Raw genomic sequence first — 12,858 nt, forward strand, 5'->3', positions numbered from 1 at the left:
TAACCGGGGTGTCAACACCTTTTTTCATATCCTTGAAAAGAAGTTGCCGCCCCGGTCATGGCCGCACCCGTCAATCCTGCGCGTAGATGTTCGAGTCCTTGGTCTCCTTGACGAACAGCAGCCCGATCACGCACGTGATCAGCGCGATCACGATCGGATACCACAGCCCCGAGTAGATGTTGCCCTGCGCCGCGACGATCGCGAACGCGGTCGCCGGCAGGAAGCCGCCGAACCAGCCGTTGCCGATGTGATACGGCAGCGACATCGACGTGTAGCGGATCCGCGTCGGGAACATCTCGACCAGCATCGCGGCGATCGGGCCGTAGACCATCGTCACGTAGATCACGAGGATCGTCAGCACCACGATCGTCATCGGCCAGTTGAGCTGCGCGGGGTCGGCCTTCGCCGGATAGCCGGCCGACTTCAGCGTCGTGGCGAGCGTCTTGTCGAACGCCGCCCCCTTCGCCTTCGCGTCGGCCGCCTTGCCGTCATACGCGTCGATCACGGTGTCGCCGACCTTGATCTGCGCGGTGGCGCCCGCCGGCGCCGCGACGTTCTCGTAGTTCAGCCCGGCCTTCGCGAGCGCGCTCTTCGCGATGTCGCACGAGTTCGTGAACTTCGACGTGCCGACCGGGTTGAACTGGAACGAGCAGGCGGCCGGATCGGCGACGACGGTGATCGGCGCCTTCATCGTCGCGAGCTCGAGCTGCGGGTTCGCGTAGTGCGTGAGCGCCTTGAACAGCGGGAAGTAGGTCAGCGCCGCGATCAGGCAGCCCGCGAGGATGATCGGCTTGCGGCCGATCCGGTCCGACAGCGAGCCGAAGAACACGAAGAACGGCGTGCCGATCAGGAGCGAGATCGCGATCAGGATGTTCGCGCTCGCGCCGTCGACCTTCAGTGTCTGCGTGAGGAAGAACAGCGCGTAGAACTGGCCCGTGTACCACACGACCGCCTGGCCGGCCGTCAGGCCGACGAGCGCGAGGATCACGATCTTCAGGTTCTTCCACTGGCCGAACGCTTCGGTGAGCGGCGCCTTCGACGTCTTGCCCTCGGCCTTGATGCGCAGGAACACCGGCGACTCGTTCAACTGCAGCCGGATCCACACCGACACCGCGAGCAGCAGGATCGACGCGATGAACGGGATGCGCCAGCCCCACGCGCCGAACGATTGCTCGCCGATCAGCGTGCGCACGCCGAGGATCACCAGCAGCGACAGGAACAGGCCGAGCGTCGCGGTCGTCTGGATCCACGCGGTGTAGAAGCCGCGCCGGTGCGACGGCGCGTGTTCCGCGACGTAGGTCGCGGCGCCGCCGTACTCGCCGCCGAGCGCGAGGCCCTGCAGGAGCCGCATCGCGATGAAGATCACCGGCGCGGCGAAGCCGATCGACGCGTAGCCGGGCAGGAAGCCGACCACGAAGGTCGACACGCCCATGATCACGATCGTCACGAGGAACGTGTGCTTGCGGCCGACGAGGTCGCCGAGGCGGCCGAACACGATCGCGCCGAACGGCCGCACCGCGAAGCCGGCCGCGAAGCCGAGCAGCGTGAAGATGAAGGCGGCCGTCGGGTTGACGCCGGAGAAGAAGCTCTTGCTGATGTAGGCCGCGAGGGAGCCGGCCAGATAGAAGTCGTACCACTCGAACACGGTGCCGAGCGACGACGCGAAGATCACCTTCTTCTCTTCGCCCGTCATCGGCGAGTGCGCAATGTGCCCGCCTAACGTAGCCATGAATCGTCTCCAAGTCTCTTGATATAGGTGTGCGGCCGCCTCGTGGAGCGAGCCTGTCGACGATTATTGGCGGGCAAACTTACGGCGCACTGACTCGCGGGCGCCCGGCGCGTGCACGTTAACCCGTGGTGGAGGGGCGTCCTTTTTCTTCGATCGTTCTGCGAACGGCATGCAAGTTCGCGCAAGTCGCGTTATCGCGGCAAGATGCTGCGGCGCACGTCAGGGTTACTCCGGGGCCGGCGCATCCAATGGCAGGGTCACGCGCACGAGCGTGCCGGCGAGGCGCGGCGTCGCCTGGTAGACATGGTCGTCGAGCGTCAGCGTGCCGCCGTGCTGCGCGACGATCTCGCGTACGATCGCGAGCCCGAGGCCGCTGCCGTCGCCTTCGCGGCCGAGAATCCGGTAGAAGCGCTCGAGCACGCGCTCGCGTTCGGCGGCCGGAATGCCGGGGCCGGTGTCCTCGACCTCGAGGTGCACGCACCCCGCGGCGCGCTCGGCGCGCACGCGCACGGTGATGCGGCCGCCTTCCGGCGTATAGCGGATCGCGTTGTCGATCAGGTTGCCGAGCATCTCGCGCAGCATCAGCGGGTTGCCGGCGACGTCGAGCGGCGCGCCATCGTCGCCGGCGTCCGGGCCCTCGTAGCCGAGGTCCATGCGTTTCGCGAGCGCGGCCTGCACCCAGTCGCGCACCGCGCGCCGCGCGAGCGCGCCGATCTCGACGGGCGCGAACGTCAGCCCGCTCGCGCGGTTCTCGGCGCGCGCGAGCGCGAGCAGCTGCGTGACGAGCCGCGCGGCCTGCTCGGAGCTCGTCGCGATCTGTTCGAGCGAGCGCTGCACGTCGGCCGGCACGGGGTGGCGCAGCGCAAATTCCGCCTGTGTGCGCAGCCCGGCGAGCGGCGTCTTCATCTGGTGCGCGGCGTCGGCGATGAAGCGCTTCTGCAGCGCCATGTTCTGCTCGAGGCGCGCGAGCAGGTCGTTGAACGACGTGACGAGCGGCTCGATCTCCGGCGGCGCGCGCTGCGCCTCGACCGGCGACAGGTCGTCCGGCCGCCGCGCGCGGATGTGCGCCTGCAGCGCGTTGAGCGGCGCGAGCCCGCGCGACAGCCCGAACCACACGAGCAGGATCGCGAGCGGCAGGATCACGAACTGCGGCAGGATCACGCCCTTGATGATGTCGTTCGCGAGCGCGTTGCGCTTGTCGAGCGTCTCGCCGACCTGCACGAGCACCGGCTGCGTGCCGCTCGCCTGCGGCAGCGCGACGGTTGTATACGCGACGCGCACGTCGTTGCCGCGCAGCAGGTCGTCGCGGAATACGACGACGCCCGGCGGCGGGCGATCCTCGTCGCGTGGCAGCGGCAGGTCGGCTTCGCCGGCGACCAGCTCGCCGCGCGCGCCGAGCACCTGGAAGTAAACGCTGTCGACGTTGTCTGCGCGCAGGAAGTCGCGCGTCGCCTGCGGCAGCGTCAGCTCGGCGACGCCGTTGACGGGATGGATCTGTCGCGCGAGCACGTACGCGTTGGTCTCGAGCGCGCGGTCGAACGGCCCGTTCGCGATCGTCTTCGCCACCAGATAGGTGACGGCGATGCTCATCGGCCACAGCAGCAGGAGCGGCGCGAGCATCCAGTCGAGGATCTCGCCGAACAGCGAGCGCGGCCGCGCGGGGTCGGGCGGGTCGGTCTCGTCGGGCGGCGCGAACGGGTTCTCGTAGTGCGCGTCGCGCGCGGCGTCGGCGGCGGAAGCGGGTTCGCCGCTCGGGTGGCGGGGCTGGGCCGGCGTGGCCATGGCGGCGACGGCCGGCCGTCAGCGCGGCGTGCCGGCCGGCGCGGGCTGCGGCGCCGCCGCGTCGGCGGGGCTCGCGGGGGCGGCTTTCTCGAGGCAGTAGCCGAGGCCGCGCACGGTGGCGATCCGCACGCCGCTCGGCTCGATCTTCTTGCGCAGCCGGTGCACGTAGACTTCGATCGCGTTGTTGCTGACTTCCTCGCCCCATTCGCACAGATGGTCGACGAGCTGCTCCTTCGACACGAGGCGGCCGATCCGCTGCAGCAGCACCTCGAGCAGGCCGAGCTCGCGCGCGGAAAGGTCGAGCACGCGGTCGTTCGCGTATGCGATGCGGCCGACCTGGTCGAACGCGAGCGAACCGTGCCGCACGACGGTCGGGCCGCCGCCCGCGCCGCGCCGGGTCAGCGCACGCACGCGCGCCTCGAGCTCGTTGAGCGCGAACGGCTTGGCCATGTAGTCGTCGGCGCCGAGGTCGAGGCCCTTCACGCGCTCGTCGACGCTGTCGGCGGCGGTCAGGATCAGCACGGGGAGGTTGGAATTGCGCGCGCGCAGGCGCTTCAGCACGTCGAGGCCGGGCATCTTCGGCAGGCCGAGATCGAGGATCAGCAGGTCGAACGACTGCATCGACAGGGCCGTGTCGGCCTCGACGCCGTTCTTCACGTGGTCGACCGCATAGCCCGATTGGCGGAGTGACCGGGTGAGGCCGTCCGCGAGTATGCTGTCATCTTCGGCGATGAGAATTCGCATGTGCGTGACCGGTGGCCGGCGGGGCGACACGCGCCGGCGCGGCTGTCTCCGAAGTGGTTCGTGTGTTGCACGCCCCGCATTGCGGGCTTGCACAAAACACTGTTTTTTTATACAGTGTCTGCATTCGCGCGCTGCGGATCGAAACCGGCGCACCTATATCAGACGCTGCTCATCATAGCAAAGGACGATTCATGGAAGATAGCAAGAAAGGCTCCGGGCTGACTGCCGAGAAGAGCAAGGCGCTGGCCGCCGCACTCGCGCAGATCGAGAAGCAGTTCGGCAAAGGGTCGATCATGCGCATGGGCGACGGCGAGGCGGCCGAGGACATCCAGGTCGTGTCCACGGGCTCGCTGGGTCTCGATATCGCGCTCGGCGTCGGCGGCCTGCCGCGCGGCCGCGTGGTCGAGATCTACGGTCCGGAATCGTCGGGCAAGACCACGCTGACGCTGCAGGTGATCGCCGAGCTGCAGAAGCTGGGCGGCACGGCCGCGTTCATCGACGCCGAGCACGCGCTCGACGTTCAATATGCGTCGAAGCTCGGCGTGAACGTGCCGGAGCTGCTGATCTCGCAGCCGGACACCGGCGAGCAGGCGCTGGAAATCACCGACGCGCTGGTGCGCTCGGGCTCGATCGACATGATCGTCATCGACTCGGTCGCGGCGCTCGTGCCGAAGGCCGAAATCGAAGGCGAGATGGGCGATTCGCTGCCGGGCCTGCAGGCCCGCCTGATGTCGCAGGCGCTGCGCAAGCTGACCGGCACGATCAAGCGCACGAACTGCCTCGTGATCTTCATCAACCAGATTCGTATGAAGATTGGCGTGATGTTCGGCAACCCGGAAACCACGACGGGCGGCAACGCGCTCAAGTTTTATGCGTCGGTGCGTCTCGACATCCGCCGGATCGGCTCGATCAAGAAGAACGACGAGGTGATCGGCAACGAAACCCGCGTGAAGGTCGTCAAGAACAAGGTGTCGCCGCCGTTCCGCGAAGCGATCTTCGACATCCTGTACGGCGAGGGCATCTCGCGTCAGGGCGAGATCATCGACCTTGGCGTGCAGGCGAAGATCGTCGACAAGGCGGGCGCCTGGTACAGCTACAACGGCGAGAAGATCGGCCAGGGCAAGGACAACGCGCGTGAATTCCTGCGCGAGAATCCGGAAATCGCACGCGAGATCGAGAACCGCATTCGCGAATCGCTCGGCGTCGCCGCGATGCCCGATGGCGCAGGCAACGAAGCCGAGGCGATGGACGAAGAAGAGTGATGGTCAGGCGCCGGGATGATGCGGGCGAGCCGAAGGAGCACGACGGGCGCGATGCGCCGGGCGGCTCCGGCCGGCGCGCTGCCTCCCCCGGCACCGGCCGGCGGTCCGCGGCGCAAGCCGCGAACCGCACCGCGACGAGGGCATCCGACGATGCCCTCGTTTCGTTTGAGATCAGCGCACCGGACGATCCGTTCGAACACGACGAGTCGTTCGACGCGCACGACCGGGCGCGCCGCCGCGTGTCCGGTGTCGCCTTCCCGCGCGATCGCGCGTCCGCCGCCTCCGGGGCGGCGACGGAAGACGTCTATACCCGCACGAGCCAGAATCCGCGCCGCACGCGCCGGCCATCCGGCGCGCGCTCCGGCGCCGAAGCCGAAGCAGGGGGCGGGGTGTCCACCCGGGCATCGTCATCGAAACCGGCCCGCTCGCTGAAGGGCCGCGCGCTCGGCTACCTGTCCCGGCGCGAGTACAGCCGCGCCGAACTCGCGCGCAAGCTCGCGCCCTATGCCGGCGAGGACGAGTCCGTCGAGCCGGTGCTGGATGCGCTGGAGCAGGACGGCTGGCTGTCCGACGCGCGTTTCGCCGAGAGTCTCGTGCATCGCCGCGCGTCGCGTGTCGGGGCCGCGCGGATCGTCAACGAGCTGAAGCGCCATGCGGTTGGCGATGCGCTCGTCGAGGAGGTGAATGCGCAGCTTCGCGAGACCGAATGGGCGCGCGCGCAGGCCGTCTGGCGCAAGAAATTCGGTGCACTGCCGCAAACGCCCGCCGAGCGCGCGAAGCAGGCACGCTTCCTGGCCGCGCGCGGCTTCTCGAGCGCGACCATCGTGAAGTTGCTCAAGTGCGGCGACGAATTGTTCGGCGCCGACTGAGCATTCCGCTCGCGCGCGGCGCGCGATTTTGCTGCATTGCAACGGCTTCCCGACACACGGGAATACCCCCCGTTGCGGCAAACTGTCTCAAATACCCGATATGCTAAAATCCTCGGGTTTTCCTCTTCGGCCTCAACCTCCAGCATGCCGCTATCCGAGCCCGTGCCCCGTCAGTTGCGACATCGACGCGCAATCCGAGCGGAAGCCTACGAGCGCGAAGACGGCTTGTGGGACATCGAAGCCTGTCTGACCGATCACAAGCCGCGCGACGTCGCGCTTGCATCGGGCATCCGGCCGAACGGCCTGCCGATTCATGAACTCTGGCTGCGCGTGACCATCGATCGTGACCTCAATATCGTCGACGCCGAAGCGTCGTCGGAATGGGTGCCATATCCGGGCCACTGCCAGTCCGCCAATCCCGCCTATCGGGCCCTCGTCGGGCTCAATCTCTTCCGTCACTTCCGTCGCGATGCGAACCGGCTCCTGTCCGGCGTCGCGGGCTGCTCCCATCTCACCGAGCTGTGCGCCGTGCTGCCGACGGCGGCGATCCAGGCGTTCGCCGGCGACGTGTGGAGCGTGCAGGAAGGCGGCGGCGAGCGGCCGGATCATGACGACGGCGCGCCCGCCGAGCCGCCGTTCCAGCTGGGCCGCTGCCGCGCGCTCCGGTTCGACGGCGAGGTGGTGCAGCAGTTCTACCCGCGCTGGTATGGCGCGAGTCGGCCGGAATCGGACATGCCCGTTGGGGACGGCACGAAGGAATGAACGGAAATCATTCGAAGAAGCGTCCTTAAGCGACTTTTCATCCAACTCTCAGACTGAAGGGAATCACGCATGAAGATTCACGAGTACCAGGGTAAGGAAATCCTGCGGAAATTCGGAGTCGCGGTACCGCGCGGCAAGCCGGCGTTCTCGGTTGACGAAGCCGTCAAGGTGGCGGAAGAGCTCGGCGGCCCGGTTTGGGTCGTGAAGGCTCAGATTCACGCGGGTGGCCGTGGCAAGGGCGGCGGCGTGAAGGTGGCGAAGTCGATCGAGCAGGTTCGCGAATACGCGAACCAGATCCTCGGCATGCAGCTCGTCACGCACCAGACCGGTCCGGAAGGCCAGAAGGTCAACCGTCTGATGATCGAAGAAGGCGCGGACATCAAGCAGGAACTGTATGTCAGCCTGGTCGTCGACCGCATCTCGCAAAAGATCGTGCTGATGGGTTCGAGCGAAGGCGGCATGGACATCGAGGAAGTTGCCGAGAAGCACCCGGAACTGATCCACAAGGTCATCGTCGAGCCGTCGACGGGCCTGCTCGATGCGCAAGCCGACGACCTCGCCGCGAAGATCGGCGTGCCGGCTGCTTCGATTCCGCAAGCGCGCGCGATCCTGCAAGGCCTGTACAAGGCATTCTGGGAAACCGACGCATCGCTGGCTGAAATCAACCCGCTGAACGTCTCCGGCGACGGCAAGGTCATCGCACTCGACGCGAAGTTCAACTTCGACTCGAACGCGCTGTTCCGTCACCCGGAAATCGTCGCGTACCGCGACCTGGACGAAGAAGATCCGGCTGAAATCGAAGCGTCGAAGTTCGACCTCGCGTACATCTCGCTCGACGGCAACATCGGCTGTCTCGTGAACGGCGCGGGCCTCGCGATGGCGACGATGGACACGATCAAGCTGTTCGGCGGCGAGCCGGCGAACTTCCTGGACGTCGGCGGTGGCGCCACGACCGAGAAGGTCACCGAAGCGTTCAAGCTGATGCTGAAGAACCCGGACCTGAAGGCGATCCTCGTGAACATCTTCGGCGGCATCATGCGCTGCGACGTGATCGCGGAAGGCGTGATCGCCGGTTCGAAGGCCGTGAACCTGAACGTGCCGCTCGTCGTGCGCATGAAGGGCACGAACGAAGACCTGGGCAAGAAGATGCTGGCCGATTCGGGCTTGCCGATCATCTCGGCTGACAGCATGGAAGAGGCTGCGCAGAAGGTCGTCGCGGCTGCCGCAGGCAAGTAAGCGCGCTCAATGAATAGGTATGGCGGCGCGGTTTGCACGCGACGCCAATCGAACAGAGGTCAAAATACATGTCGATTCTGATCAACAAGGACACGAAGGTCATCACGCAGGGCATTACCGGCAAGACCGGTCAATTCCACACGCGCGCCTGCCGTGAATACGCAAACGGCCGCGAAGCATTCGTCGCGGGCGTGAACCCGAAGAAGGCCGGCGAAGATTTCGAAGGCATTCCGATCTACGCGAGCGTCAAGGAAGCGAAGGCAGAAACCGGCGCGACCGTGTCGGTCATCTACGTTCCGCCGGCAGGCGCGGCGGCTGCGATCTGGGAAGCGGTCGAAGCCGACCTCGATCTCGCGATCTGCATCACGGAAGGCATCCCCGTCCGCGACATGATCGAAGTGAAGGACCGCATGCGTCGCGAAGGCCGCAAGACGCTGCTGCTCGGGCCGAACTGCCCGGGCACGATCACGCCGGACGAACTGAAGATCGGCATCATGCCGGGTCACATCCACCGCAAGGGCCGCATCGGCGTCGTGTCGCGTTCGGGTACGCTGACGTATGAAGCCGTTGCGCAGCTGACGGCACTGGGCCTCGGCCAGTCGTCGGCAGTCGGTATCGGCGGCGACCCGATCAACGGTCTGAAGCACATCGACGTGATGAAGATGTTCAACGATGATCCGGATACGGATGCGGTCGTGATGATCGGCGAAATCGGCGGTCCGGACGAAGCCAATGCCGCCGAGTGGATCAAGGACAACATGAAGAAGCCGGTCGTCGGCTTCATCGCGGGCGTCACGGCGCCTCCGGGCAAGCGCATGGGCCACGCAGGCGCGCTGATCTCGGGCGGTGCGGATACGGCCGAAGCGAAGCTGGAAATCATGGAAGCGTGCGGCATCACCGTCACGCGCAACCCGTCGGAAATGGGCCGCCTGCTGAAGAAGGCGCTGTAAATTCCGCGTGGGTTCGTCCTGCAGAAAACGCCGGCTTTGCCGGCGTTTTTTTTGTTACGCTCGCGGCATGCCGTCCTGAGGCCGGGCCGCATCCGCCAGGCCGACTTTTCTTCCCGCTTTTGCCCATGCTCGAATTCCTGTCCACGCTTCATTGGGGCGCCGTGCTCCAGATCGTCGTCATCGACGTCCTGCTCGGCGGCGACAACGCGGTCGTGATCGCGCTCGCGTGCCGCAACCTGCCGGCGAGCCAGCGGCTGCGCGGCGTGATCTGGGGCACTGCCGGCGCGATCGCGCTGCGGGTCGTGCTGATCGCGTTTGCGGTCGTGCTGCTCGACGTGCCGTTCCTGAAATTCGCGGGCGGCGTGCTGCTGCTGTGGATCGGCATCAAGCTGATGGCGCCGGCCGCCGACGCGCACGACGGCATCAAGCCGGCCGACAAGCTGTGGGCGGCCGTGAAGACGATCGTGATCGCCGACGCGGTGATGAGCCTCGACAACGTGATCGCGATCGCCGGCGCGGCGGAGCGGGCCGACCCCGAGCACCGGCTCGCGCTCGTGATCTTCGGGCTCGTCGTCAGCGTGCCGATCATCGTGTGGGGCAGCACGCTGGTGCTGAAGATGCTCGACCGCTTCCCCGTAGTCGTCACGCTCGGCGCGGGGCTGCTCGGCTGGATCGCCGGCGGGCTGATGGTGAACGACCCGGCCGGCGACCGCTGGCCGCTGCTCGACACGCCGGCGGCGATCCATGGCGCGAGCATCGCCGGCGCGCTGCTCGTCGTCGCGGCCGGCTACGCGCTGAGGAAGCGCCGCGCGTCGGGGGCATCCGGTTCGCACTGACGCGTTGGCCGTCCGGCCGACTGCCGGCCGCACGGCCCGCTGGCTACGATCGAAACGCCTGCCTGGATCGGCAGGCGTTTTTCGTTTCCGGAGCCTGTCATGTTCGAAGCCTTTTCCGTTTCCCTGTTCCGCCGTTTCGCCGTCGATCTGCAGCGCGCGCGCCGGCGTCCCGCCGGTTTCACGCTGATCGAGCTGATGATCGTGCTGGCGATCGTCGGCGTCATTGCCGCCTATGCGATTCCCGCCTACCAGGATTACCTTGCGCGCTCGCGCGTCGGCGAGGGGCTCGCGCTCGCATCGTCCGCGCGGCTCGCGGTCGCGGACAACGCGGCGAGCGGCGCGGGCCTCGGCGGCGGCTACAGCCCGCCGGCCGCCACCCGCAACGTCGAGTCGGTGCAGATCGACGACGACACGGGCCAGATTTCGGTCGTCTTTACCGCCCGCGTGGCGGCCGCCGGCACGAACACGCTCGTGCTGGTGCCGTCGGCGCCCGACAAGGCCGATGCGCCGACGGCCCGGGTCGCGCTCAAGAAGGGCGCGATGCAGGCCGGCGCGATCACGTGGGAGTGCTTCGCCGCCGGCAAGCAGGCGTCGTCGCTGCCGGCGCCGGGCGCGGGGCCGCTGCCGGCCGACGGCGCGACGCTGCCGGCCAGGTACGCGCCGGCGGAGTGTCGCGCGTAGCGTGCGTTCCGCGCCACCGCGCCGCACAGAGCGGGGAAAGTTTTGTATAGTGCGCCGGTTGCTGATCTCCGGTTTGCTCATGCCCACTTCTTTTTCCCGCTCGTTGCCGCTCGTCGCGCTGGCGGTTGCCATGATCGTGCCTTACGCGATCACGAATCACACGTATCCGATTCCGACGTTCTATTCCGAGTTTTCCGCGCTGGTGCTGTACCTGCTGCTGGGCGCGACCGCGATCCTGCTGGTGCGCGCGAGCCGTCCGGCCGCGCCGTTCGCGGCGCCGGCCGCGTTCGCCGCGCCGCTCGCCTTCGCGGCCGTGCTCGTCGCGCAGGTCGCGCTGATGCCGTTGCGGGTGCCGTCGATGAACTGGCTCGCGGTCGGCTATCTCGGCGCGGCGCTGGTCGCGATGCAGGCCGGTTACGTGCTGGCGCGCGAGCAGCTTGCCGAATCGGCCGCGCGGATGATGGCGGGCGCGCTGCTGATCGGCGGCGTGTTCGCCGTGTTCTGCCAGGTCGTGCAGTTGTTCCGCTTCGAGTCGGCGCTGACGCCCTTCGTCGTGGTGTACAACATCGCGGTCGACCGCCGGCCGTACGGCAACATGGCGCAGGCGAACCACCTGGCCACCTACATCGCGTTCGCGCTCGCTGGCGCGCTGTATCTCGTGCAGACGCGCCGGCTCGCCGTGTGGGCGTGGCTCCTGCTGTCCGTCGTGCTGTCGGGCGGGCTCGCGCTGACGGTGTCGCGCGGGCCGTGGCTGCAGGTCGCGGTGATGGCGGTGGCCGGCTTCTGGATGGCCTGGGCCGAATCGCGCGGCAAGCCGGGCGTGCCGGCCAACGTGCGCGCGCGTGCGTGGCTGATGCCCGTGCTGCTGCTTGCCGTGTTCGTCGCGGTGAACGGCGCCGTGCGCTGGGCCAACGTGCACTACCACCTGAATCTCGCGGAGTCGGCGGCCGAACGGATGCGCGATGCCGGGCAGATCGCGCCGCGCCTCGCGCTGTGGAAGTACGGGCTCACGATGTTCCGCGAGCATCCGCTGCTCGGCGTCGGCTGGGGTGAATTCCCGTCGCACCAGTTCGCGCTCGCGCGCGCGCTCGGCGGCGTCGAGATCGCGAACAACTCGCACGACATCTTCATCGACCTGCTCGCGAAGTCCGGCGCAATCGGCCTCGGCGTGCTGCTCGTCACGCTCGTGCTGTGGTTCGTGCGTGCGGCCCGCGCGCCGCAGTCGAGCGCGCGCGTGTTCGGTTTCGCGCTGGTCGGCATCGTGCTGATGCATGCGCTCGTCGAGTATCCGCAGCAGTACATGTTCTTCCTGCTGCCGGTGATGTTCGTGATCGGCCTGCTCGAGGTGAAGCCGCTGCGCATCGTGCCGAGCGGCGCGGCGTTCGGGCTGTTCGCGGTGCTGACGTTCGGCGGCCTGCTGGCGGTGGTGCCGGTGCTGCGCGACTACCAGCGCGCGGAAGTGCTGTATTACGGCAGCGACCCGGCCGCGCAGTATCGCGATGCGCCGTCGCTGCTGTTCGGCGCGTGGGGCGACTATGGCGCGGCGACGCTGCTCACGATCTCGCGCGACGCGCTGCCGGCGAAGCTGGCGGCGCATGAACGCGCAATCGCGCTGCTGCCCGGCGAGACCGTGCTGCGCCGCTATGCGGTGCTGCAGGCGCTGGACGGCCGCGAGGCCGACGCGCTCGATACGGTCGTGCGCCTGCACGTGTTCGCGAAGGAGCTGAAGGACTGGCCGCAGCAGCTCGCGGCGCTGTACAAGCTGTGCGACGAGCAGCCGTCGCTGAAGGCGTTCAAGGCGACGCTGGTCGCGAAGTACGGCGAAGTGCCGGCCGACGCGCTCGACGACTCGGACGACGAGGACGCCGACTAAGCCCGCCCGCCGATCGGCCCGGCGCGGTCGGCGCCGCATCGATTACCGTGCAGATCGCGCATTCCGGGCGGTCTGCACGGATTGGCGTCAAGTATCGTCAAATCGCCGCCGCCGGCCGGGCAGCGCGCGCACAA

The 12,858-nt window shown here is 67.7% G+C and carries 11 protein-coding genes; 8 read left to right on the forward strand and 3 right to left on the reverse strand.

Annotated elements, in window-relative coordinates; all coding sequences use genetic code 11:
* Positions 1-70: 70 nt before the first annotated feature.
* From ABFO07_RS05245 to ABFO07_RS05255, 3 genes are all read right to left on the reverse strand, one after another.
* Complete coding sequence (locus ABFO07_RS05245; protein WP_059879793.1) at positions 71-1,729, reverse strand: MFS transporter; 1,659 nt, start codon at positions 1,727-1,729, stop codon at positions 71-73.
* 225 nt (positions 1,730-1,954) lie between these two features.
* Complete coding sequence (locus ABFO07_RS05250; RefSeq protein ID WP_059879791.1) at positions 1,955-3,511, reverse strand: sensor histidine kinase; 1,557 nt, start codon at positions 3,509-3,511, stop codon at positions 1,955-1,957.
* 18 nt (positions 3,512-3,529) lie between these two features.
* Positions 3,530-4,255, reverse strand: coding sequence for a response regulator transcription factor (locus ABFO07_RS05255; RefSeq protein WP_059566050.1), 726 nt, complete (start codon positions 4,253-4,255; stop codon positions 3,530-3,532).
* A 191-nt stretch (positions 4,256-4,446) separates the two neighbouring features.
* Here ABFO07_RS05255 and recA point away from each other — a divergent pair, with 191 nt between their 5' ends.
* The 8 genes from recA to ABFO07_RS05295 all read left to right on the forward strand — a co-directional run bounded on the left by recA (position 4,447) and on the right by ABFO07_RS05295 (position 12,724).
* Positions 4,447-5,517 (forward strand): recombinase RecA, encoded by a 1,071-nt coding sequence (gene recA / locus ABFO07_RS05260; protein WP_059879788.1) that lies wholly within the window; start codon positions 4,447-4,449, stop codon positions 5,515-5,517.
* Positions 5,517-6,386: a recombination regulator RecX gene (gene recX, locus ABFO07_RS05265; RefSeq protein ID WP_060149665.1), complete on the forward strand. Its 870-nt coding sequence runs from the start codon at positions 5,517-5,519 to the stop codon at positions 6,384-6,386. Before recA ends, recX begins: the two co-directional genes overlap by 1 nt.
* A gap of 144 nt (positions 6,387-6,530) precedes the next feature.
* Positions 6,531-7,148, forward strand: a complete 618-nt coding sequence (locus ABFO07_RS05270; protein WP_081059660.1) for a DUF2889 domain-containing protein — start codon at positions 6,531-6,533, stop codon at positions 7,146-7,148.
* A 69-nt stretch (positions 7,149-7,217) separates the two neighbouring features.
* On the forward strand, positions 7,218-8,384 hold the full coding sequence (sucC, locus tag ABFO07_RS05275; protein ID WP_006755512.1) for an ADP-forming succinate--CoA ligase subunit beta: 1,167 nt from the start codon (positions 7,218-7,220) through the stop codon (positions 8,382-8,384).
* Positions 8,385-8,452: 68 nt separating this feature from the next.
* Entirely contained in the window at positions 8,453-9,334 is an 882-nt protein-coding gene (gene sucD / locus ABFO07_RS05280) for a succinate--CoA ligase subunit alpha (RefSeq protein WP_006477916.1), read from the forward strand.
* A 125-nt stretch (positions 9,335-9,459) separates the two neighbouring features.
* Positions 9,460-10,170 (forward strand): TerC family protein, encoded by a 711-nt coding sequence (locus tag ABFO07_RS05285; protein WP_059992989.1) that lies wholly within the window; start codon positions 9,460-9,462, stop codon positions 10,168-10,170.
* A gap of 99 nt (positions 10,171-10,269) precedes the next feature.
* A complete protein-coding gene (locus ABFO07_RS05290; RefSeq protein ID WP_059557127.1) occupies positions 10,270-10,851 on the forward strand; it encodes a pilin in 582 nt (193 codons plus the stop codon).
* A gap of 79 nt (positions 10,852-10,930) precedes the next feature.
* Complete coding sequence (locus ABFO07_RS05295) at positions 10,931-12,724, forward strand: PglL family O-oligosaccharyltransferase (RefSeq protein ID WP_059892756.1); 1,794 nt, start codon at positions 10,931-10,933, stop codon at positions 12,722-12,724.
* The last annotated feature ends 134 nt before the right edge of the window (positions 12,725-12,858 follow it).

The sequence above is a fragment of the Burkholderia stagnalis genome, from assembly GCF_039848545.1.
Lineage (GTDB): Bacteria > Pseudomonadota > Gammaproteobacteria > Burkholderiales > Burkholderiaceae > Burkholderia > Burkholderia stagnalis.

Coding starts and splice junctions, on each gene's coding strand:
- recA (WP_059879788.1), top strand. CDS start 4,447: ATGGAAGATAGCAAGAAAGGCTCCGGGCTGACTGCCGAGAAGAGCAAG.
- ABFO07_RS05245 (WP_059879793.1), bottom strand. CDS start 1,729: ATGGCTACGTTAGGCGGGCACATTGCGCACTCGCCGATGACGGGCGAA.
- ABFO07_RS05250 (WP_059879791.1), bottom strand. CDS start 3,511: ATGGCCACGCCGGCCCAGCCCCGCCACCCGAGCGGCGAACCCGCTTCC.
- ABFO07_RS05290 (WP_059557127.1), top strand. CDS start 10,270: ATGTTCGAAGCCTTTTCCGTTTCCCTGTTCCGCCGTTTCGCCGTCGAT.
- sucD (WP_006477916.1), top strand. CDS start 8,453: ATGTCGATTCTGATCAACAAGGACACGAAGGTCATCACGCAGGGCATT.
- ABFO07_RS05270 (WP_081059660.1), top strand. CDS start 6,531: ATGCCGCTATCCGAGCCCGTGCCCCGTCAGTTGCGACATCGACGCGCA.
- ABFO07_RS05295 (WP_059892756.1), top strand. CDS start 10,931: ATGCCCACTTCTTTTTCCCGCTCGTTGCCGCTCGTCGCGCTGGCGGTT.
- recX (WP_060149665.1), top strand. CDS start 5,517: ATGGTCAGGCGCCGGGATGATGCGGGCGAGCCGAAGGAGCACGACGGG.
- ABFO07_RS05255 (WP_059566050.1), bottom strand. CDS start 4,255: ATGCGAATTCTCATCGCCGAAGATGACAGCATACTCGCGGACGGCCTC.
- ABFO07_RS05285 (WP_059992989.1), top strand. CDS start 9,460: ATGCTCGAATTCCTGTCCACGCTTCATTGGGGCGCCGTGCTCCAGATC.
- sucC (WP_006755512.1), top strand. CDS start 7,218: ATGAAGATTCACGAGTACCAGGGTAAGGAAATCCTGCGGAAATTCGGA.